A 21,629-nucleotide genomic window follows, 5' to 3' on the forward strand; every position below is an offset into this window, starting at 1 on the left:
CTTCAGCAATGGGACGGAAGCGGCCGCGGCACGGCTTCACCTTCGGGTAGCGTCAGCCACTGTCCGGTGCTGCGCAGGATCAGCACGCCGCACTCCGGGTCGGGCCGCTGCGGGACGGCTCGCAATTCAACACAGGTATCCAGGCCGGCCTGCGGGCATGCCGCGGCTGTCACGACATGACGCACGGTGCCGGTGGCCGGTACGGGTAGTGGCCATTCCCCGGCGGCCACTTCGGCACCGGGTTCGGTGGCAAACGTCATGGCGCCGACGGCGTGGCGCTCCAGTTGCAGCATTCCCTCGGTCAGCGCGGTACGCGCCTGCGCCCGCCATCCCCGCATCAGGTGGCCGTGCCATGCGGGCACGGCGATGGCCGCGAGGATCGCGAGGACGGCCAGCGCAACCGCAAGCTCGACCAGGCTGAACCCGGCCCGGGGCCGGGAGGCAGGCGCCGCGGTAGTCATGGCAAATCCTCCCGTACCGGTCCGGCGATCTCGCGCCAGCGCAGGCGCCCGGTGCGCCGGCTGGCCATGGTTTGCGACACCCGCGTGACCGTGTTGCCATCGACAGCCCATAGCGACAGCTCGTAAGCCTGGCGCGCGGTGCGTCCCGGCTGCGCCGGTGCGGCGGGCAATTCGGCAACGGTCACGAACACGCTGGCGCCTGGAGCCAGCAACTGGCCGGTGGCCATGTGCAGGCGTTCGCCGGTTCCGCTCTGGCTGACCGATTCCCCGGTCGCCGCCAGCACCAGGTAGCTGCGTTGCGCGCCATCGGGCGTGCGCGTCACGAACAGCAGATGGCCGGGGAAGACCGGCTGGACCTCCACCACCTGTTCGCCGGCATGGGGCAGGGTCAGATGCCAGCCGGCATCGCCGGCGCCGGCTGGCTGCGCGCGCAGGATGTGCCCGCCATCTACGGCCTGCGCCACAACTTGCACCAATGGGACTGCAGTGGCGCCGCGCGAGGACGACAGGTCGGGCACCGCTGCAAGTTCGTTGCCCGTGCCATAGACCACGACCGGCGCAGTCGGCGCTCCGAGCAGCACGGGCGCTTCGGGCATGAGCGGCTGCGCCGACGTCTGCATCCGGTGGAGGCATGACACGGCGGGCGCACCGCCCGGCTGAGGCGCTTCCGCGAGCGGGAAGCGCCATAGCTGGCCGGCATCGTCTGTCGCATAGGCAGCGCGTGCCGTGCCTGTCATGTCGGACAGCACGCTGGCCGCCACCAGGTTGCCGGTTGCCGGCCGGCCCAGGCAGTCGCGTTCCGGCAATGGCAAGGTGCGGACGGCGTACTGCCCGGCCCATGCCGCCCCGGCGGGCTTGTCCAATGGCAGCAGCGCAAGGCCGGAGCGCGCTGCCTCCGACTTGTCATGGGTCGCGGCAGCCAGCGTCACGACTGCGTACCAGCGCAATCCGTCCTGGCCAGGAATGCCGGCGGCACGCACCGGGCCGCGTGCGGATAGTGGCAATGTGTCCGTGGCGGCGATCTCCCACAGCAATGCAAAGGGCATCGGACCGTCGGGATCCGAGACGTCGAGCGCGAATGCCGCTGCGGGGTTGCCGGTCCTGGCGCTGCCAGGGATGCCACACAGCACGACCGTGCGCCACTCGCCATGGATCGTCACATCCTGCGCTTCGGGGCGAGGGCAGGGCGCGGGCGCCAGCGGCGCGTCGTTCGCCGGCGTGGCGGCGGCATAGGGCAACAGCACGCCGGGCAGATAGGCGGCGCGCTCCTCGCCGGTCACGGCATTGAACGCATGCAGCAGACCGTCGTTGGTGCCCAGCCAGACGACGTGCGGGCGCAGGCCGTAGCGCGCGCGAAAGCCGGCATGCCCGGGTTTGCCAGGCGCCCAGGCCGGAGGCGCAACCACCCGCACGCGCGCGCCTGCGGCATTGCCGAGTCGCGTGTCGCGCTGGCGCAGGCCGGCCTCGGTGCGGTCGCCGCGCAGCCATTCGAGGTGAGCGCGGTCAAGGCGGCCAAGCATGTCGGCGCTATCCGTATTCCGGAAGGCGGCATCGATGGCAGCCCATTGCAGCGCGATGACGCGCTGCGGCGGCGCTGACGACGTGAATATGCGACGCGATCCAACCGGCCGATGGTCGAGGCTCGTGCCGGCTTCCCATAGATAAGGCGACAGCACTGGCGCCGGTCCTTGCCAGCCGACAGCGAACAAGCGCCCGGTCCATGGATATGCGCCCGCCGTGGTCCGGTAAGCCAGGGGCAGCCGACCTGCTTCGGATCCGGTGGCGGCTGACGCTGGTGCAATGGCGATGGCCAGGCAGGCGAAGGCAACGGCAACGAGGCGATTCACGGCTGGATCACGCTCTGTAGCACGGCACGTATGGCACGGCTGCGGCCGAAGCCGATGGCCGTGATCCGGATCCGTGGTGCCGGTGTGGTGGCGGAAGGGGCATCCGGAGTGCTGTAGCCGGACGGTGCTTCGTCCAGGATCTCGGCGACATACCGCGGCAGTTCGCGCGTGCCGGCGGCACCCGCGGGCAGCACCGGCAGCGTCGCACCCGAGAAGCGGCCGAATGGCACGCCGACGGCGTCCGCACTGGTGTCGGCCAGCAGCCAGGGCTGCCACACGGGTGGGCCCGTCACCGCTGGCCGGCACACGCCAGCCTGCTGGCCGCTGCCGCAGTGTCCCGGTGCCGGCCAGATGCCGAGCCGGCCCATCATGTCTTGCGATATGGCGGCCGCAAGCAGGTCCGACTCGGCATCAAGCAACGCGACCTCGGCGGCCCGGAATGCGATTTCGCGTTCGAGCTGCATGACGGCAAGTTGCCGCGCGGACAGCAGCATGTGCAGCGTGCCGGCAGCGGTCAGCACTACCAGCAGCAGCATCGTGGCGCAGAGCAGCAGCGTGACGGCGCCTGCCTTGTGGCGACATGGAAGGCGGCGGGCTAGCACAGCGTTTCCTGGCAGCGTGGCGCATTGCGCAGCCGCACCGTGGTGGCGAAGACACGGCGGGCGGTGCCGGCCTGCGACGGCGGCACCGGCGCCAGATCGCCGGCGGCGGTGCCGGGTGGGTCGGCGTCTTTGCCCGGGCTTGCCGCTGCCGAACCCGGGCGCTCGCCGCGCACGGCAATGGCAATCTGCACGGCCACCACGCGATGCCAGGCGGATTCATCCAGCGAGTGGATCGCGGATGCCGTCTCGAAGCGGTCGGCCCGGCCGTCGCCGTCCGTATCCAGGCCGTAGCGCACTTGCAGTGATTCAACGCCGCGGACCAGCGCGCCGGAGGTCCAGCCAGTGCCGTCGATCACGCCACCGCGGCGTGCCGGGTAGCGGCACAGCAGTTGCGGCACGCCATCGCTGCCCGCCGCGACATAGATCAGGTTGGCTGCGACGTAGCCACTGTGCGCGTCAGCACCGGCCACGCGCGCGGCGACGGCGTAGCCGCTGCAGTCGGTCATGGTTTCATCCGGCTGCGACGGCGCAGCCGGCAGGCCGCTGCCGCTGAAGCGGACCAGCAGCGCATCGCTGCGGCCGACGCCAGCCCTGCCGCAGGACGGCACCGCACCGATGGCAGGCTGACCGCAGTCGTCGGCGCCGCTGACGGCCGGCGGCGCAGGGTAGGAGGTGGCGGGAAGGGGCTCGCCGGGCCAGCCGGACTGGCGCAGCAGCGCGGCGATGATCGTCAGGGCGCGCTGGCCGCGCTCTTCGAGCAGGATGCGGTCGGTGGCGGTGAGGTAGGCGGTACGAGTGGCATGGAATGCCGCAACGGCTGCCGCGGTGACGATCAGGCCGAGTATCAGTCCGACCAGCAGCTCGACCAGCGAGAATGCCCTGGATGCGTCCCGCCTCATGGCTGCATCCACAAGGCGATCGCGGGTATGCCGGCCTGCCCGCCAAGCCGTCCTGCCATGATCAGTGGCGAATCTTCCGGGCACGGAAACGCCGGGTTGTTCCCGCACCGGCTCGACCAGAGGTCTGGTCGCCCGCTTTGCAGTGCCGGCTGCGCTGTATCCAGCTCAGCCATCTCCACGGCAAGGCGGGCGGACCGGGCCAGCGCGTCGAGTTCGCGCAGCTGGGCCAGCGCCTTCGGCGCCAGCCCCATCATTGGCATCAGCCCGGCACCAAGCACGATCAGCGCGCACAGCGTTTCATGCAGCGCGAATCCCGCGGGGCGGCCGGCGCAACGCGGTCTGCGGCGCGGGCGGGCAGGTGGATGTGCTGGCTTGCGAAGATCCGGCATGGGCGGTCACCGAGACTGGCAGGGACCGTCAGACTAGCTGTCGCGAGCAGGCGAATACGTGCCTAAGCGTGGAGGATTTGCGGAATGTTGTTTCGGTCTTCCCGGGAACAGCGACCAGGCAGCCTCGCCTACTGACACACCGTGGCTTGTGTCGGCACGGGCGCGCATACGCGGACCCTGCCCAACTGGCTGATATCGATGAGCTTCTGGTTGCCGGTGCCCAGTCCCATCAGCACCTGGGCAGACTGCATCGCATCTGCCAGCGTGCGGGTATAGCCTACGGGCGAGTAGGAGAGGACCCCCGACTGCGGCGTGCTGGAGAATGCTACGGTCAATCCCTGGGCGGAGGGGACATGCTGAACCAGCACGGCTTGGCCCGTGCAGTCCGCGTTTCGATTTGGGTTCAGGCAGACAGTCCAGCCGTTGCGCCAGTCATTGCTGACGGGCGCCACGGTGACCCAGCTATTGCGCGATAGCGCACTGGCCCGTGCCAGGGAAAGCGACGAAGCCAGCGCGTCTGCTTCAGTGGCAAGCGTGTTGCGCTGAATGAAAGAGGTGTAGGCGGGTGCTGCCATGCCGGCGAGGATGACCAGCACGACCAGCGTGACCAGCAGTTCGATCAGCGTGAATCCGGTCTGGGGTCGGGGGGCTTGAGCGCGCATCACCAGCATCCCTGGGGCAGGTTCGCGAAGGCGGCGACATGGTTGATCAGCACGCCGCGCTCGCCGGTGCTGCGCAGCAGCAGCGTGCCACAGCGGTTGTCGGCGATCGTGGGCGTGGCGCTGACCTGCACGCATTCGTTGAATGCCAGCCCTGCGCACGCGCCGGATGCAATCGCGTAGTTGCCGCTTTCCGAGGCTTGCGGGAAGCCGCGCCAGGCGCGCGTGCTGTCGGCGGGGTCGACGTAGGAGTTGGCCTGTGCGTAACGACGCTCCAGCGCTTGCATGGCCGTCATCAATGCAGCCTTGGCTTCGGTGCGGCGCCCGCGGGCAACATGTTCGGCGTAGTTGGGATACGCAATGCCAGCGAGGATGCCAAGGATGGCGATGGCAATCAGCATCTCCATCAGCGTGAAGCCGCTGGCGTGGCGACGCCAGTCACGGTGGCAGCGCTTCATTTTGCGGCTCCGAAATTGCGAATCTCGCGCCAGCCAAGGCGCCCGGTGGTGGGGTGCCCCCCGTCGGTGGCTGTGTTGCCGGACACAAGCGGCCTGCTGGACAACGACGCGCTTGCGCTGCGGCCGCCCCCCGATGCGCCGAACGAGAACACGTCGATGAACTTCAGCGTAGTGATCTGGCCGACGGCATTGCGTTGTGGATCGACCGTGGTCTTGGTCTGGATCAGCACTGGCGCACCCAGGATGCCGAAGGTGGAGAGATCGCCGGTCGATGTCCCCGTGGCGGGCATGCCGGTCAGCGCATTGATCTGATAGCGGCCGCTGTTGCTGGAGGCGCCGCAAAGATCATCGCCGGTCATCAGCGAGTTGAACCAGATCTTTCCGTAGGCTGGCACGAGTGCGGTGACCTGGCGTTCTCCGTTGCCCGGGAAATCAAAGTACCACCCCGCCTTCTGCCCAGTCTTTGAGCCGAGGCTATAGCTGCGTGACGAATATTCGTAAGCGCCCTTGCTGTTACGGGTCAGGGTGACCGGGTTCAGCATGCTGCGGTCTGCGATCGACTGGGAGCCTCCCGCATCGTAGATGCCGTACATGGCGTTCCGGGTCAGCGTGCCGGTGGTGATGGTGTCGGCAGGCTCCAGGTACTTCCCGGTGCCAAACACCACCATGTAGCCGCCGGGCGCGTAGACCCATTTGGGCTGGACCGTGATCGGTTGCGGCTTTCCGCTGGCATCGCGGGCCTGGAACAGCGGCCGGCCGTAGTTGCCGCCGCCGTAGTAGGGCAGGGCCCCGGCAGCGTTCCAGGTGGATGGGCCGCCATTCAGGATGAACTTCCAGAGGCGGCCCTGGAGGTCGCCGGCGTAGGCGGCGACGGTCTGCCCGTCGGTAAGCCGCACCAGCGCCGGCGAGCTCAGCCCGTTGGCAATGCCGGCGGTGACGTCCGCCGCCATCGAGATCTTCCAGTAATTGACGCCCAGTTGCCACGGCGTCCCGGCCGGCTTGTCCAGTGCCACGATGAACAGCACCGAAGGCGCGGCCGGATTGCTCGCGCCATCCGCATCGTTGGCATTCAGGCCGTTGCCCGTCATGGCAAACCACCTGTACACAGGCTTGTTGTCGGAGTCCTTGCCGGCAAACAGCTTGACGATCTGGGGCGGCGACATGACGTTGCCCATGTCGGCATCATCCTTGTCCGTGAACTCCCACAAGACATTGCCGGATCCGACGCTGGCGGGATCGCTGACATTCAGCGCAAAGAGGCCTTGCGCGCCGCCACCCATGCCAGAGACCAGCACGGTCTGCCAGGCGTTGCCGACCCGGGCTTCCGCCACGGCAGGCGTGGTGTCCACGTACGGCCGATGGATATAGCTCGGCGAGGTCAGCTGGGCCAGGTTGGCGAACACTGCGTTTGGCACGTAGGCAAACAGTTCAGAGCCATTGGCCGCATTGAAGGCGTGGAGCATGCCATCGTTGGCGCCGATGTAAACTGCGGCGGTACGCTGGCTGTGGGCCTTGTAGAAGGCGGTGTAGTCGCTTTCGGCGATGGTGCTGGACGGGGCCGCCATGTAGACGGGGCCCGAGTTGACGATGTCGCCCAGCAGTGAGTCGCGCAAGCGCATGGTCCCCGTGCTGCCGGTGGATTGCTCCTGGCTGCGCTCGCCACGCAGATAGCTGAGCCGGCTCTGGGCCACGGTGTCAGTCTCTGTCGGCGCGAGCTTCAGTGCGGCCTTCTGCGCGGCGTTGAGGGATTTCCATTCGAAGGTGGCGCCCGCACCCGCGCCGGTTCCTGCATTGTCGGCCGTGCCCGACGGGACCCAGGTCAGCAGATTGCGGGCAGCGGTGCGGGCAGTCAGCACCTTGCCGGCCTCCCAGGTTTCGGTACTGGAGATCTGAACGCCGGTGTCGGGATCATTGGTCACCGCCAGTGCCGAAAGGCGCCCGTTCCATCGCTGGTCGAATCCGGGAGTGAACAAGAGGGTGTCGCTCGCCACCTGGGAAGAGGTCAGTGCCACGCCAGACAATGTGCCGGCCGCGTTGACGATTTGCGCGAAGACCTTCTTGATGGAAGCGATCATGGCGGCCGGCTGCCCGGCCAGGAACCAGTTGGCGGGGACGTCGGATCCGCCCGACGATTCCCATTCGGCATTGCTGGTGACGTTGGCGCCGCTGGCCCCCTTGGTGCGGAACGGATTGCCATCACCATTCTGGTCGTCAAAGCCGCCGTATTTTGCCGCCAGGTACATCTGGCTGCGGCGCTGTTCGTCGCCGACGCTGCCGTTCCCGTTCTCATTGACGTCGATGCTGAACGTGGTGACGCGCAATTCCGGCATATCGGGGCGGAAGCCGTAGGTATGGGCCCAATACGCGACGCCGGCCATATAGTAGGTGCCGTGGCCGCTGGAGCCGGTGTCGGCGCCAGCCAGGTTGGCGAGCGAGGTGTCGGGGCGGCTGTTGCCGGATGTTCCCGAACTCTCGAGATCGGCCACCGCCTGCGTCCAGGTCGTGACATCGAAGCTGTACTTGCTGTATTTCGATATCGCGTCCGCCGGCCGGGCCGAGTCGTTGGCAGAGACCGGCTTGCCACCGGAGAGGTAAGTCGTCCTGGTGTTGCCGGGAATGTAGCGGTCCCAGTGCGTATTGATATCGGCAATGGCAAGGACGTAGTTCTTCTGGCAACTGGCAAGGATGGGGTCTGTCCATTGTGTGTAGACCGGAAATCCATCCTTGTAGGCGCTGGCGTTGTCGATGGCTTCGGGCGTTGGTTGCCGGCCTTGCAGGTAGCGGATGCTCTCGTAGTAGAGTTCGCCGACCGGATCCAATGACTTGTAGGCGCCGGAACGCCCGAACTGATTCAGGTAATTGATGACGCCGCTGATGTTCTCTGACGCGCTCTCGGGGTTCTGGATGAATACGCCGTCGTCATCCCATTCCCGGCGCAGGTTGCTGGCTTGGTTGAAATTGCTGTCGACGGTGTTCGGCCCCACATACTTCAGGGGCGCCCGCAAGACACCGCCATAACGGGTATTGGCGCTGTCGTTCAGGTAGCCAAACGCGCCAAAGCGGACCTTGTCTGCATTGCGCTGCATTTCGCCAACCGGCTTGTACCCGGTGCGATACAGCTTGCAGAGATCGGTGCGGGACCTGGCTTCGCTTGCATCGCAGACTTGCACCCGTACCAGGTAGGTGCCCTGGTTCCTGTACTTGCCGGGGCTCGAGCAGCTGGCGCCGGACTCGGTGCTGTCCCCAAAGAACACCTTGTTGCCACATGAGGTGATGTACAAGGTCCTGCTGCTGAAAGGCGTGACCGAGGACGCCTTGTCGTAGGTCTTGCGGGGGAAGTAGGAGTTGCTGTTGAAAAAACTCTCCTGCAGCACGGCACGTTGCAGGATGGTCTGTGTGGCGGAGTCGACGACGCGGTCGCCCCCGGTCAGCGCGTAGCGCAGCATATCGATGGCCGAGGCCGTGGCCCAGTTCATGAAGTTGCCGCTGAACTGGCCCGTGCATGTGTGATCGGCCGTGTTGGCGTCGCCGGCAATGACAAAATAGCCATTGCTGGCGCTTCCGCTGTAGTTGTAGCACTTGCGCGGATTGAAGTAGCCAATGTATTCCGTGGTCGGCGAATACGTGCCGGAGCGATAGGCTGCCCCCACCGTGGGGAACTCCACCGAGAGCGTCAGCAGCAGGTTGGGATGGATATTCTGGTTGCGGCCGTACAGCGGCGCCTGCGCGAGCTTGACGGTCGCGAGGCTGCTCTGTTCCGTTGCGGCAAGCAGCGGGCCGGCGGGCAGGCTGAGAAGCGCAGCCATTGCCGCGAAAATGAATTTCCGGATCCGGCTCATTTGCCGTGCTCCGCGACAGGCATGGACGTTGCCATTCATTCCCCCTTCCGGTAGTACGACTGCAACATGACCCGGGTCGCCGGGTTAGCGCCAAAGCCGACGGCCGTGACGCGGAAGATGTATGCGCCCTCGCTCGCGCCTGGCGACATGTCGCTGATCGGCTCGATGATGTAGCGCGGCAGGGCGGCAGGCAGCAGCCCGCCTGTCGCGGTCGGGAACCTGCGGCCGGTGAAGGTGCCGTAGGCGGTGGTGCGTGCGTTGGCGCCCGTCTGGCTGAAGTCAACGGCAAGCCAGTTCGGCGTGCCGTCGAGCACTGGGTCGCACAATCCCTGGAAGGGTGAGGCGCCTGTCACGCCCGTATTGCAACCCGCCACGAACGGCAGCACATTCATCGTGGTGCCGGAGAAGATGGCCGACCGGCTGGTTGGGGCGGAAACACCCTGGATGTCGATTTCCGCATCCAGCAAGGCTGCCTCGGCCGCTTGCTGAGCCAGGTCCCGGTCGCGCTGGTTCGATGCCATGCGCTTGCTGCCAATGGCCAGCCGGGCACCGGCGATGGCGATGACGCTGATGATCAGCAGCATCACCAGGGCGGTGATCAGCGCGATGCCACGCGGGTTGGGGTGCGCGGTGCGGGCGTTCATGTCGGCGAGCACGTGGTGCAGGTGGCCATGTTCCGGAGCTGTACGGTGACGGTGTACAGGCGTCGCATGCGCTGCAGTTGCGTGGCCGGCGTGAAGGATGTGTCGTTGCCCGGCGAGCCCGGGAACAGGCGCCCGAACAGGCGCAAGGTTGGCGGATCCTGAGGCGATGCGCTGGCGGTATCGCCCATCAGCACCATGGCAATCTTGATGGCGACGACGTTCTGCCAGGTGGTGGGCAGGGCCAGCACCTCGGTGGCCGACAGGAAGCGGTCCGGGGTCTGGTCGAAATTCGTATCCATGCCGTAAAGCACCTGGAAGACTTCAACGCCTGAGATCAGCGAAACAGCCTGGTACGCCGTGCCGGCCGTGAGGATTTCCTTGTTGGCGGCGTCCCGTGGACGATAGCCGCACATCAGCTGAGGCATGCCGCCGGCATCGTTGCTGACATAGAAGACCGCCATGCCGCGCGCTAGGTCTGCGTCTTCCCAGGCCTGCGGCTCGGCGACGCCATTGCCGGAGCAGTCGATCATGCTGTTGTCCGGGACGGTGCGGTCCTGCTGCGTGCCGGAGCCGAAGAAGCGGACCTGCAGCACATCGCTCTTGTTCACGGCACCCGCTTGGGCCGGACACGCGAGGTTTTGCGCCGGATTGCCGAGATCTTGCGCGGGGGCGCCGCAGCTGTCGAGGCCGCTGATGGTCGGCGACAGGCTCGTGGTGGTGAGCATGACGCCTCCGGGGCTGGGCGCGGGAGGCCCGCTGGCGCCGGGAGAGGCCGCGGCGCTGTTGCCCGCATAGTTGCTCCACGCGGCCTGGCGCACGATCCGAACCACGGTATCCACCGCAAAACGGCCTTTCTCATCCAGCGCAGTGGTGTCATCGATGCTGTTGTAGTTGGCTCGTCCGGTCAGGTAGAGCGCCGCGGCAGCCATGATCAGGAGCAGGCTCAGCGTCATCGCCACCATCAGCTCCACCAGCGACAGCCCCAGTTGACGATGCCGGCCGGCGTTGAGATACATCCTGGCGTTCCGCATGTCAGTTAACCGTGCCCTGCGTGGCCACGATGACCACCTGGGGGCGCGTGCCCATGTCGGACATGTCGACCCGTGCCGCGACGGTTCTGGCGGCAAGCCGGGAGATCCAGCCGATCTTGATGACAATCGGTGCGTCGTCCGCGCGGCCAGTGGCCGATGGCGTGCATCCCCATGAGAAGCCGGTGGCCTGGTCGTAGGCGACCATGTCCCGGCAAATCACGGCGCGTCCGCCAGGCAGGCCTGTGCTGACACGCTCCCAGAACTCGGCGACATCGAAATCCGCCAGTTGCTGCGCGCACCCGGCCGCCGTGCCCGGGCAGGCGATCGCGTACGGGCTGTTTGCTGCCGTGAGCGCGGGCGGCTGCCCGGTGGCAGTGTCGATGAAGTAGCGGTTCGGGATGATGGCTTCCGCCGCCGCGCCGGTTTGCGAGACGGCCGGATTGGCACGCATGCGCTCGGCCATCTCGGTGGCCAGCTGCATGGCAGTGGTGTCGTAGGAAGCTTGTTGCGTGAAGCGGGATGAATTCAGCAGCAGGCTGGCGACGCCGAGCACGCCAACCGCCAGAACGACAATTGCCACCAATGCTTCGAGCATGGCAAAGCCGGCTGCCCCGCGGCAGCGTTGACCCATTCTGACCCCCGTCAAAAGACGTCCGACTTCGTTAACTTCTTTTTTTGGTCTGCAATCCCGGGCCCTTTTAATATGCGACAGCGGGCCTTGCGGAAATGCAACGGGGATTAAACAACGATTTTGTTACTTTTGCTACCCCTTCCGGGGGGTGGACGCCGCAAACTCATCCAGCACGTCGCGGAATTCCGACACGTCCTCAAAGCTCCGGTACACCGAAGCAAAGCGGATATACGCGATCTTGTCGAGCTTGCGCAATTCGCGCATCACCAGTTCGCCGACCTGGCTGCTGGGGACTTCTTTCTCTCCCAGTGCCAGCAGTTTTTCTTCGATGCGGGTGATGGCTTCGTCGATGGCTTCGGCCGAGACCGGGCGCTTGCGCAGCGCCAGGCGCATGGAATCCTTCAGCTTGGCGCGCGTGTAGTCCACGCGCGAGCCGTTTTTCTTGACGATGGCGGGGAAGAACAGCTCGATCCGCTCATAGGTGGTGAAGCGGCGGTCGCAGGCTTCGCAGCGGCGGCGCCGGCGCACGGCATCGCCGTCTTCCGACATGCGCGTGTCGAGTACCTGGGTATTGGAATGACCGCAAAAGGGGCATTTCATGCCGGACCACCTTCAGTTGAACCCCGTCGCCTTGTCCGTGTTGTCGTTCTGCGGAGGCGGGGCGGGTTGGCGAGGCCCGCAAGCCGGTGCCCGAGGACGCCGGCTTGCGGAGCTGCCGGCCGCTCATGCGGAAGCCGCATGGGCGGCCTCGATGCATCAGCCGTAGACCGGGAAACGCTTGGTCAGGGCTGCCGCCTGCTCGCGCACGCTGGCGATATTGGCGGCGTCGTGCGGGTTGTCCAGCACATCGGCGATCAGGTTGCCGACGATGCGGGCTTCTTCTTCCTTGAAGCCGCGCGTGGTCATGGCCGGCGAGCCCAGGCGGATGCCCGAGGTCACGAACGGCTTTTCCGGATCGTTGGGGATGGCGTTCTTGTTGACGGTGATATGCGCCTCGCCCAGGATGCGCTCGGCTTCCTTGCCGGTGATGTTCTTGGCGCGCAGGTCAACCAGCATCACGTGGCTTTCGGTGCGGCCCGAGACGATGCGCAGGCCGCGCGCGATCAGGGTCTCGGCCAGCACGGCGGCGTTCTTCACCACTTGCTGCTGGTATTCCTTGAACTCAGGCGTCAGCGCTTCCTTGAAGGCGACGGCCTTGCCGGCGATTACGTGCATCAGCGGGCCGCCCTGGATGCCGGGGAAGATCGCCGAGTTGATGGCCTTCTCGTGCTCGGCCTTCATCAGGATCACGCCGCCGCGCGGGCCGCGCAGGCTCTTGTGCGTGGTGGTGGTGACGAAGTCGGCGTGCGGCACCGGGTTCGGGTAGACACCCGCGGCGATCAGGCCGGCGTAGTGGGCCATGTCGACCATGAAGTAAGCGCCGATCGACTTGGCAACCTTGCTGATGCGCTCGAAGTCGATGCGCAGCGCGAAGGCCGAGGCGCCGGCGATGATCAGCTTGGGCTTCTTCTCCTGGGCCAGCTTTTCCAGCGCGTCGTAGTCGATGTCTTCCTGGGCGTTCAGGCCGTAGCTGACCACGTTGAACCACTTGCCGCTCATGTTCAGGGCCATGCCGTGGGTCAGGTGGCCGCCTTCGGCCAGGCTCATGCCCATGATGGTGTCGCCCGGCTTGAGCACGGCGAAGTACACGCCCTGGTTGGCCTGCGAGCCCGAGTTGGGTTGCACGTTGGCGGCTTCGGCGCCGAACAGCTGCTTGACGCGGTCAATGGCCAGCTGCTCGACGACGTCGACGTACTCGCAACCGCCGTAGTAGCGCTTGCCGGGATAGCCCTCGGCGTACTTGTTGGTCAGCTGCGAACCCTGGGCGGCCATCACGGCCGGCGAGGTGTAGTTCTCGGAGGCGATCAGCTCGATGTGGTCTTCCTGGCGCTGGTTCTCCTGCTGGATGGCGGCAAAGACCTCGGGGTCGATCTGGTCGATCGTAAAACGGCTGCGTTCGAACATGGCGAAACTCGTCTGAAAAATAGGGAATCCGATTCACGCATCGGGGGTAGGGCGCGCGGGGAAGGCTAGCGGCGACCAGCACCGGCGGCTTGTAACCGTCGGTGCAGGGCGCACCCTGCTTCCCATTCGCTGCCCAGGCGAGCGGCAGGCGCAAGCAACTTCACGCCTAGGCGTGCTGAACGCTACGCGAACGCGCAATGAACGTCACGCCAGAGAACTTGCGCTTCCTCGTGGTAGTGCCCACTGACTTCGCCAGTCGCGCAAGATGGAATGGTTGCGCGCAGTGTAGCGCGAGGCGGGCGCCCGCCGCAAGCCGTCGGCCCCGCCAGGCAAGCGCTGGCAAGGGCTGGCCAGCAACTTGCTGTTGCAAAGTCGTCATGCGGGTTTACACGAAACCGCTATCGCTCTCCGTTACAATTGCGGCCATGACAAACTTTGTCTGGACCCTGCGGGTGTACTGGGAAGACACCGACGCGGGCGGCGTAGTGTTCTACGCCAACTACCTGAAGTTCTTCGAGCGCGCCCGCACCGAGTGGCTGCGTGCGCTCGGCATCGAGCAGCAATCGCTCGCCGACGAGGCGGGCGTGGTCTTTATCGTCCGCAGCACGGCAGTGGACTACAATGCGCCCGCCCGGCTGGATGACCAGCTCGAGATCCGCACGCGCATCGACCGGGTCGGCCCGGCGTCGGTCCAGTTCACCCAGGAAGCCTGGCGTGGCGAGCTGATGCTGGCCTCTGGCGCGATCCGTGTTGGGTGTGTCGATCGAAGCACTTTCCGTCCCGCCCCGATTCCCGACCCCGTTCTAGCTACCATCAAGTCCGCACGATGAATCCCGTGACCGTCACGCAAGACATGTCGATCGTAACGCTGGTGCTCCACGCCAGCCTGCTGGCACAGGCCGTCATGGCGCTGTTGCTCGTCATGTCGCTGTTTTCGTGGACCTATATCTTCCGCAAGCACCTGGCGCTGCGCTCGGCGCGCACCCAGACCGAGGGGTTCGAACGCGACTTCTGGGCCGGCGGCGACCTGCAGGCGCTATATAACAGTGCCGTCAACAACCGCCACAACACCGGCGCGCTGGAGCGGATCTTTGAATCCGGCATGGGCGAGTTCCTGAAGGCGCGCGAGCGCGGCAACGAAGCCGGCGCGCTGCTCGATGCGGCCCGGCGCGCGATGCGCGCGGCCTACCAGCGCGAGATGGATGTGCTGGAATCGCATCTGCCGTTCCTGGCGTCGGTGGGTTCGGTGAGCCCGTATATCGGCCTGTTCGGCACGGTCTGGGGGATCATGAACGCTTTCCGCGGCCTGTCGAATGTGCAGCAGGCGACGCTCGCATCGGTGGCCCCCGGTATTGCCGAGGCGCTGGTGGCGACCGCGATCGGCCTGTTCGCTGCCATTCCCGCTGTGATCGCCTACAACCGCTATGCCACGGAGATCGACCGCCTGGCGATCCGGTTCGAGAGCTTCATGGAAGAGTTCCTGAACATCCTGCAACGGCAGGCACGCTAACCGCACACGTATCGAATCTAATCCAGACGGTCCGGGCGCAAGCCCGGGCCGGCGTTTCCAGGAGTCCTGCAATGGCAGCCATTCAGCGCCGTGGCGGCTCGCGCCGCCGGGCCAGCGCCGACATCAATGTCGTGCCGTACATCGACGTCATGCTCGTGCTGCTGGTCATCTTCATGGTGGCGGCGCCGATCGTGAGCCCCGCCACCGTCGACCTGCCCACCGTGGCCAACGCCACGCCGCAGCAGAAGGCGCCGCCGATCGTAGTCACCGTGCACGAGAGTGGCCAGCTGACCGCGCGCGGCAAGGACAGCGCCGGCAATGCCTTCGAGCGCAAGCTCGACAAGCAGGGCCTGCTCGACTTCGTGCACCAGCGCCAGAACGAGAATCCCGACCAGCCGGTGGTGATTGCCGCCGACCGCGCGGTCAAGTATGAGGCGGTGCTGGACGTGATGTCGATCCTGAAAGCCGACGGCGTCAAGCGCGTCGGCCTGATGGTCAAGTCCAAGACCTCCTGACGCATTGAAGCGCCTATCTGATTGCCGTTGCGCCTGATGAAGACCGTCGCCGCCTATCCCTACCAGCCGGTCAAGGAGCGGGGAACCCTGCGTTCCTTCCTGTTCGCGCTCTTCATGCACATGCTGCTGGCTGTCGTGCTGTACTACGGCGTGCGCTTGCAGAGCAGCACCCCCGTCGGCGCCGAGGCCGAGCTGTGGGAAGAGATTCCGGCCGCCACCGCGCCCCCGCCGCCGCCGCCGGAGCCGGTGGTGCAGCCGCGCCCGGCCCCGCCGCTGCCCGAGGTGAAGAGCAAGGTCGAGGACGACGCCGACATCGCGCTGGAACGCCAGAAGCGCCGTGCCGAGGCGGCGGCGCGTGAAGAGGCCGAGCGCAAGCAGGCGGCTGCCCGCAAGGAAGCTGAGCGCAAAGAGGCGGAACGCAAGGAAGCCGCGCGCAAGGAAGCGGAGCAGCGCGAGGCCGAGCGCAAGGAAGCCCAGCGCAAGGACGACGCGAAGAAGAAGGCAGCGCAGCAGGAACAGCAGCGCAAGGAACAGGCCGAGCGCAAGGAAGCAGAACGCAAGGAAGCGGACGCCAGGGCCAAGGCCCAGGCGGACGCCAAGGCTAAGGCTGACGCCGAGAACAAGGCCAAGGCCAAGGCGGATGCCGACGCCAAGGCCAAGCGCGAGGCTGCGGCCAATGCCCAGCGCAAGAGCGAGCTGGCGCGCCTGCAGGCGCTGGCCGGCGGCTCCGGCGCGGGCGGCGGCGGCGTGGGCAGTACGGCCGGCGCGGGTGCCGGCGGCGGTGGCAAGGCGTCGCCGGGCTATGCGGACCGCGTGCGCCGCCGCGTCAAGCCGAATATCGTCTTTGGCGAGGACGTGCCGGGCAACCCGACCGCGGTGGTGTCGGTGCAGCTGGCGCCGGATGGTTCGCTGCTGTCAGCGCGGCTGTCCAAGTCCAGCGGCAACTCGGGCTGGGATAATGCCGTGCTGCGCGCGGTGGAACGTTCCGACCCGCTGCCGCGTGATGAGAACGGCAAGGCGCCGGCCAGCTTCACCATTACCTTCCGTCCGAAGGACTGAGTGGCCTGGGCGGCATGATTTGCAACATAATGCAACCTTCATCGCCGGGTCTTGGTCCCAGCGCTAGCATGACAGGTTGCCTGACGCGGCCGGCAGGGTGCGATACGCACACAGACGGGGCATGCGCCACGCGCTGCAATGCCGCATTTGCCCGTGTTGCCGATTGCCTGCCGTGCCCGACGAAACTTGAAATCGACTGAGGAGCAGCATGCGAAAGCTTTGGGCCCCCAACTGGCTGTCCGCGAGGCGGCACAACGCAACCCAACCCGAATCCCAACGCACCATCGGCCGGCATCCGCTGGCCGGCCGCCGCGCGCTGATGGCCTGGCTGGCGGCGGCGATGACGATGGCAGCCGGCGCCGCGCACGCGCAACTCAACGTTGAGATCTCCGGGGTCGGCTCCAGCCAGATCCCGGTTGCGACCGCCAACTTCCAGGGCGAGGCCCAGGCCCCGCAGAACCTGACCGCGATCATCCGCGCCGACCTGGCGCGCAGCGGGCGCTTGCGCAATGTCGATCCGGGCGGCGCCACGGTGGCGGAATCCGCCAATGTCGACCTGGGCAGCTGGAAGTCGCGCGGCGCCGATGCCTTCGTCGCCGGCAGCGTGACCCCGGCCGCCGGCGGCAAGTATGAGGTCCGCTTCCGCCTGTACGACACCGTCAAGGGCCAGAGCCTGGGCGGGCTGGCCTTTACCGTCAACCAGTCCCAGCTGCGCGTGACCGCGCACAAGATCGCCGACTACATCTATGAAAAGCTGCTCGGCGAGCGCGGCGTGTTTGCCACGCGCCTGTCCTACGTGTCGAAGGTCGGTGGCCGCTACCAGCTGCTGATTTCCGACTCCGATGGCCAGAACGCGCAGGTGGCGCTGACCAGCAACGAGCCGATCATCTCGCCGTCGTGGTCGCCGGACGGCGCGCGCGTGGCCTATGTTTCGTTCGAGGCCAAGAAGCCGGTGGTGTATGTGCACGACCTGGCCAGCGGCAAGCGCACCCTGGTGTCGAACCAGAAGGGCAACAACAGCGCGCCGTCGTGGTCGCCTGATGGCCGGCACCTGGCGCTGGCGCTGTCGCGAGACGGCAATACCCAGGTCTACCAGGTCAATGCCGACGGTTCCGGCATCCGCCGCCTCTCGCGCAGCAGCGCCATCGACACCGAGCCGCAGTATTCTCCGGACGGCAAGAGCATCTACTTCACCAGCGACCGCGGCGGTGCGCCGCAGGTCTACCGCATGCCCGCTTCCGGCGAGGAAGGTGGCGGTGCGCAACGTGTCACCTTCAAGGGCAGCTACAACGTCAGCCCGCGGGTTTCGCCGGACGGCAAGTACCTGGCGTACATCTCGCGCGCGGGCGGCTTCAAGCTGCAGCTGCAGGACCTGAGCAACGGCGACGTGACGTCGCTGACCGATACGGCCAACGACGAAGCGCCCAGCTTTGCCGCCAACGGCAAGTACATCCTCTATGCCACCCGCGTGGGCGGTCGCGCGGTGCTGGCGGCGGTTTCCACTGACGGGCGTACCCGGCAGGTTCTGTCCCTCCAGTCCGGCGATGTTCGCGAGCCGTCCTGGGGTCCTTTCATGCAATAACAGGAGTCATTCACCATGCCCCAACTGATGAGCAAAACCCTTGCCGTTGCCGCACTGCTGGCCCTTGGCGCCTGCAGCTCCGGCGTCAAGCTGGACGACACCGCCAAAGCCGGTGCCGGCGCGGGCACCGGTGCCGATCCGCGCGCAGTGACCCCGGTCACGGCCGCCGATCCGCTCAACGATCCGAACAGCCCGCTGGCCAAGCGCAGCGTGTACTTCGACTTCGACAGCTACACGGTCAAGTCCGACTACCAGGGCATGCTGGGCGAGCACGCCAAGTACCTGGGCTCGAACAAGGGCCGCAAGATCCTGATCCAGGGCAACACCGACGAACGCGGCACCAGCGAGTACAACCTGGCGCTGGGCCAGAAGCGCGCCGAAGCCGTGCGCCGCTCGCTGGCTTCGATGGGCGTGCCCGACGGCCAGATGGAGGCCGTCAGCCTGGGCAAGGAAAAGCCCAAGGCCACCGGCCATGATGAAGCCTCGTGGGCCGAAAACCGCCGCGCGGACATCAACTACTGATCTCTGATCTCTGGACTGCCTTTCATGAAAGCACGCGTTTCCACCCTGTTGTGGCTCGCCGCCGTCGCCGGCGGCGGCATGCTGCCGCTGTCGCAGGCGCATGCCGGAGTGTTCGATGATGACGAGGCGCGCAAGGCGGTCATCAGCCTGCGCGACCAGTTCAACGGTTTCCAGGCAACCGCGACGCAGCGCATCGAGCAGAACAGCCGTACCACGCTCGACATGCAGAACCAGCTCGAGGGCCTGCGCCAGGAAGTGGCGCGGCTGCGCGGCCAGAACGAAGTGCTGCAGAACACGGTGGACACGCTGCAGAAGCAGCAGAAGGACTACTACGCCGACCTGGACGCGCGCCTGAAGAAATTCGAGCCGCAGCAGGTCACCGTCGAAGGCCGCGAAGGCCTGTCGCAGCCGGGCGAAAAGCCAGAATACGATGCCGCGCTCAAGCAGTTCCAGGCGGGCGACTTCAAGAGCGCCGGGAGTTCGTTCTCGGCTTTCGTCAAGAAGTACCCGCAGAGCCCGTACGTGCCGCTGGCGCAGTACTGGCTCGGCAACTCGCTGTATGCGCAGCGCGACTACAAGGGCTCCACCTCGGTGCTGCAGACGATGATCAATAACAACCCGACGCATCCCAAGGTGCCGGACGCGATGATCGCGGTCGCCAACAACCAGCTCGAGTCCGGCCAGAAGGCGGCCGCGCGCAAGACGCTGGAGCAGGTGGTGGCCAAGTATCCGGGCACCGAAGGCGCTCAGGCGGCCAGCAACCGGCTGAAGACGTTGAAATAACACCGGAAGCGGCCGGCTTGCCCGGTCCTGTCTGCAAGGCCCGCTTCGGCGGGCCTTTTTCTTGGGTCGCGCTAAAATACCCGATTCGCCTGAATCTTTTGCGCGCCGAGGCGGCGCGCTTCCCATCATGACCAAACGCGCCATCGTCCTGCTGTCCGGCGGACTAGACTCCGCCACCGTACTCGCCATGGCCCGCGCCCAGGGCTTCGAGACCTATGCGCTGTCGATGCGCTATGGCCAGCGCCACTCCTCTGAGCTGGAAGCCGCCAGGCGCGTGGCGGCCGCGCTGGGCGCCACCCGCCACGAGATCATCGACCTGGACCTGCGCCGCTTCGGCGGCTCGGCGCTGACCGACGACGCGCTGGCGGTGCCGACCGACGGCGCTTCCGACGGCATCCCGGTCACCTACGTGCCGGCGCGCAACACCATCATGCTGTCGCTGGCGCTCGGCTGGGCCGAGGCCGTCGGCGGGCGCGACCTGTTCTTCGGCGCCAACGCGGTCGACTACTCCGGTTACCCGGACTGCCGCCCGGAATACGTTGCGGCCTATGAGACGCTGGCCAACCTCGCCACCAAGGCCGGGGTCGAGGGCGACCGCTTCCGCGTGCATGCGCCCATCATCGACATGACCAAGGGCGAGATCATCCGCGCCGGCATCGCGCTGGGGGTGGACTACAGCCTGACGGTGTCGTGCTACCAGGCCGACGACGACGGCCGCGCCTGCGGCGTGTGCGATTCGTGCCGCATCCGCCGGGCCGGCTTTGAAGCCGCCGGTGTGCCCGATCCCACCCGCTACCAGGCCGCTGCCTGATCACAAGCCGACGTCCACGCCCCTACATGCCTGAAATCGACCTCGCCGCGCTCTCGCGCACCGTGCTGCTGAGCACGTTCATCCTGACCTTCCTGTTTGGCGCCGTGCTGCAGCGCACGCACTTCTGCACCATGGGCGCGGTCTCTGACATCGTCAACATGGGCGACTGGAGCCGCATGCGCATGTGGGTGCTGGCGATCGGCGTGGCCATGATCGGCACCGGCGTGCTGGCCTGGACCGGCGCGATCGACCCTACCAAGACCATCTACACCGCCAGCAAGCTGGGCTGGCTGTCGGCGCTGGCCGGCGGGCTGATGTTCGGCTTCGGCATGGTGCTGGCGTCGGGCTGCGGCAGCAAGACGCTGGTGCGTATCGGCGCAGGCAACCTGAAGTCGCTGGTGGTCTTTGTCTTCCTGGGCCTGTCGGCCTACATGACGCTGCGCGGGCTGTTCGGCGTGGTGCGAGTGAATACCGTCGATGCGGTGGCGCTGACGCTGCCCACTACGCAAGACCTGCCGTCCATGCTGGCGCAGGGCACGGGGCTCGCGCGCGGCGCGCTGCAGCTGGGCCTGGGCCTGGCGCTGGGCGGCGTGCTGGTGCTGTGGGCGCTGGCGGGCCGCGGCTTCCGCTCGTTCGACAACCTGCTTGGCGGCATCGGCGTCGGGCTGATCATCGTGGCAATGTGGTATGTCTCGGGCCACCTCGGCTATGTAGCCGAAGACCCCAATACGCTTGAGGAACTGTTCGTCTCGACCAACAGCGGCCGCATGGAAAGCCTGAGCTTTGTCGCACCCTATGCCTACACGCTCGACTGGCTGATGATGTTCAGCGACAAGAGCAAGGTGGTGACGGTCGGCATCGTCAGCGTGTTCGGCGTGATCGCCGGCGCGGCGGCCTATGCCCTGGCCACGCGCACGTTCCGCTGGGAAGGCTTCGGCAATGCCGAGGACGTCGCCAACCATATGGTCGGCGGCATCCTGATGGGTGCGGGCGGCGTGACCGCGCTGGGCTGCACGGTCGGGCAGGGCCTGTCGGGTGTGTCGACCCTGGCGCTTGGCTCGTTTATCGCGCTGGCGGGTATCCTGGCCGGTGCAGTGCTGGCATTCCGCTACCAGATATGGCGTCTGGAGCGCATGGCCTGAGGAGCGTGCTTGACACATCGAGAACCGCATCCCTATAATCGCGGTTCTGTTTTTTCGGGTCGTTAGCTCAGTCGGTAGAGCAGCGGACTTTTAATCCGTTGGTCGCGTGTTCGAGTCACGCACGACCCACCAGTATTACGAGGGGCCTGTGGCGCAAGCCACAGGCCCTTTTTTGCGTCTGGCATGCCCCGCTAACGGGGGAGGCCTTTAACTAGTTCGAGGTAGAGACTTAGGCCTGCCT

At 66.4% G+C, this 21,629-nt stretch carries 22 protein-coding genes, 1 tRNA gene and 1 riboswitch; of the genes, 10 read left to right on the top strand and 13 right to left on the bottom strand.

The genetic code is table 11. The features are described from left to right. Positions 1 to 2: 2 nt before the first annotated feature. From AC3WRR_RS24325 to glyA, 13 genes are all read right to left on the bottom strand, one after another. Positions 3 to 461 (bottom strand): type IV pilin protein, encoded by a 459-nt coding sequence (locus AC3WRR_RS24325; protein WP_010813754.1) that lies wholly within the window; start codon positions 459 to 461, stop codon positions 3 to 5. Continuing rightward, complete coding sequence (locus tag AC3WRR_RS24330) at positions 458 to 1,981, bottom strand: pilus assembly protein (protein WP_492298342.1); 1,524 nt, start codon at positions 1,979 to 1,981, stop codon at positions 458 to 460. The genes AC3WRR_RS24325 and AC3WRR_RS24330 overlap by 4 nt, the downstream gene beginning before the upstream one ends. Before the next feature lie 323 nt (positions 1,982 to 2,304). Next, positions 2,305 to 2,910, bottom strand: coding sequence for a pilus assembly protein (locus tag AC3WRR_RS24335; RefSeq protein ID WP_492298344.1), 606 nt, complete (start codon positions 2,908 to 2,910; stop codon positions 2,305 to 2,307). Then, positions 2,904 to 3,809 carry a PilW family protein gene (locus tag AC3WRR_RS24340; RefSeq protein WP_010813751.1) on the bottom strand — a complete coding sequence of 302 codons (906 nt, stop codon included), beginning with the start codon at positions 3,807 to 3,809 and terminating at the stop codon, positions 2,904 to 2,906. The genes AC3WRR_RS24335 and AC3WRR_RS24340 overlap by 7 nt, the downstream gene beginning before the upstream one ends. Next, positions 3,806 to 4,069, bottom strand: coding sequence for a hypothetical protein (locus AC3WRR_RS24345; RefSeq protein ID WP_492298346.1), 264 nt, complete (start codon positions 4,067 to 4,069; stop codon positions 3,806 to 3,808). The genes AC3WRR_RS24340 and AC3WRR_RS24345 overlap by 4 nt, the downstream gene beginning before the upstream one ends. A 257-nt stretch (positions 4,070 to 4,326) precedes the next feature. Further along, positions 4,327 to 4,860, bottom strand: a complete 534-nt coding sequence (locus AC3WRR_RS24350; RefSeq protein WP_492292836.1) for a GspH/FimT family pseudopilin — start codon at positions 4,858 to 4,860, stop codon at positions 4,327 to 4,329. After that, positions 4,860 to 5,315 (bottom strand): type IV pilin protein, encoded by a 456-nt coding sequence (locus AC3WRR_RS24355; protein WP_011615855.1) that lies wholly within the window; start codon positions 5,313 to 5,315, stop codon positions 4,860 to 4,862. The genes AC3WRR_RS24350 and AC3WRR_RS24355 overlap by 1 nt, the downstream gene beginning before the upstream one ends. Then, positions 5,312 to 9,154, bottom strand: a complete 3,843-nt coding sequence (locus AC3WRR_RS24360; RefSeq protein WP_492298348.1) for a pilus assembly protein — start codon at positions 9,152 to 9,154, stop codon at positions 5,312 to 5,314. Before AC3WRR_RS24360 ends, AC3WRR_RS24355 begins: the two co-directional genes overlap by 4 nt. Before the next feature lie 35 nt (positions 9,155 to 9,189). Further along, positions 9,190 to 9,798: a pilus assembly PilX family protein gene (locus AC3WRR_RS24365; protein ID WP_010813746.1), complete on the bottom strand. Its 609-nt coding sequence runs from the start codon at positions 9,796 to 9,798 to the stop codon at positions 9,190 to 9,192. Next, positions 9,795 to 10,814: a PilW family protein gene (locus AC3WRR_RS24370; RefSeq protein ID WP_010813745.1), complete on the bottom strand. Its 1,020-nt coding sequence runs from the start codon at positions 10,812 to 10,814 to the stop codon at positions 9,795 to 9,797. The genes AC3WRR_RS24365 and AC3WRR_RS24370 overlap by 4 nt, the downstream gene beginning before the upstream one ends. A gap of 16 nt (positions 10,815 to 10,830) precedes the next feature. After that, entirely contained in the window at positions 10,831 to 11,460 is a 630-nt protein-coding gene (gene pilV, locus AC3WRR_RS24375) for a type IV pilus modification protein PilV (protein WP_011615852.1), read from the bottom strand. A 132-nt stretch (positions 11,461 to 11,592) separates the two neighbouring features. Then, entirely contained in the window at positions 11,593 to 12,060 is a 468-nt protein-coding gene (nrdR, locus tag AC3WRR_RS24380; RefSeq protein WP_492292837.1) for a transcriptional regulator NrdR, read from the bottom strand. A 156-nt stretch (positions 12,061 to 12,216) separates the two neighbouring features. After that, the gene (gene glyA, locus AC3WRR_RS24385) at positions 12,217 to 13,464 is read right to left on the bottom strand and encodes a serine hydroxymethyltransferase (protein ID WP_010813742.1); all 1,248 of its coding nucleotides are present in this window, start codon (positions 13,462 to 13,464) and stop codon (positions 12,217 to 12,219) included. Positions 13,465 to 13,588: 124 nt separating this feature from the next. Continuing rightward, positions 13,589 to 13,734: riboswitch (ZMP/ZTP riboswitch) on the bottom strand. 155 nt (positions 13,735 to 13,889) lie between these two features. Here glyA and ybgC point away from each other — a divergent pair. The 10 genes from ybgC (at position 13,890) to AC3WRR_RS24435 (ending at position 21,520) form a co-directional block, all read left to right on the top strand. After that, positions 13,890 to 14,294, top strand: coding sequence for a tol-pal system-associated acyl-CoA thioesterase (gene ybgC, locus AC3WRR_RS24390; protein ID WP_010813741.1), 405 nt, complete (start codon positions 13,890 to 13,892; stop codon positions 14,292 to 14,294). Next, positions 14,291 to 14,974: a protein TolQ gene (gene tolQ, locus AC3WRR_RS24395; RefSeq protein ID WP_011615851.1), complete on the top strand. Its 684-nt coding sequence runs from the start codon at positions 14,291 to 14,293 to the stop codon at positions 14,972 to 14,974. Before ybgC ends, tolQ begins: the two co-directional genes overlap by 4 nt. 71 nt (positions 14,975 to 15,045) lie before the next feature. Continuing rightward, positions 15,046 to 15,489 (top strand): protein TolR, encoded by a 444-nt coding sequence (tolR, locus tag AC3WRR_RS24400; protein WP_010813739.1) that lies wholly within the window; start codon positions 15,046 to 15,048, stop codon positions 15,487 to 15,489. A 36-nt stretch (positions 15,490 to 15,525) separates the two neighbouring features. Beyond that, positions 15,526 to 16,548: a cell envelope integrity protein TolA gene (gene tolA, locus AC3WRR_RS24405; RefSeq protein WP_051398490.1), complete on the top strand. Its 1,023-nt coding sequence runs from the start codon at positions 15,526 to 15,528 to the stop codon at positions 16,546 to 16,548. A 208-nt stretch (positions 16,549 to 16,756) separates the two neighbouring features. Further along, a complete protein-coding gene (gene tolB, locus AC3WRR_RS24410) occupies positions 16,757 to 18,130 on the top strand; it encodes a Tol-Pal system beta propeller repeat protein TolB (protein WP_454751172.1) in 1,374 nt (457 codons plus the stop codon). Positions 18,131 to 18,145: 15 nt separating this feature from the next. Beyond that, positions 18,146 to 18,652: a peptidoglycan-associated lipoprotein Pal gene (gene pal, locus AC3WRR_RS24415; RefSeq protein ID WP_010813736.1), complete on the top strand. Its 507-nt coding sequence runs from the start codon at positions 18,146 to 18,148 to the stop codon at positions 18,650 to 18,652. 24 nt (positions 18,653 to 18,676) lie between these two features. Next, positions 18,677 to 19,435 (top strand): tol-pal system protein YbgF, encoded by a 759-nt coding sequence (gene ybgF, locus AC3WRR_RS24420; protein WP_010813735.1) that lies wholly within the window; start codon positions 18,677 to 18,679, stop codon positions 19,433 to 19,435. Between the two features lie 127 nt (positions 19,436 to 19,562). After that, a complete protein-coding gene (gene queC, locus AC3WRR_RS24425) occupies positions 19,563 to 20,246 on the top strand; it encodes a 7-cyano-7-deazaguanine synthase QueC (protein WP_011615849.1) in 684 nt (227 codons plus the stop codon). A gap of 26 nt (positions 20,247 to 20,272) precedes the next feature. Next, positions 20,273 to 21,388: a YeeE/YedE family protein gene (locus tag AC3WRR_RS24430; protein ID WP_010813733.1), complete on the top strand. Its 1,116-nt coding sequence runs from the start codon at positions 20,273 to 20,275 to the stop codon at positions 21,386 to 21,388. A 56-nt stretch (positions 21,389 to 21,444) separates the two neighbouring features. Further along, positions 21,445 to 21,520: transfer RNA gene (locus tag AC3WRR_RS24435), tRNA-Lys, on the top strand. Positions 21,521 to 21,629: the final 109 nt, after the last annotated feature.

This window comes from Cupriavidus sp. FW305-3-2-15-C-LB2 (assembly GCF_058787575.1).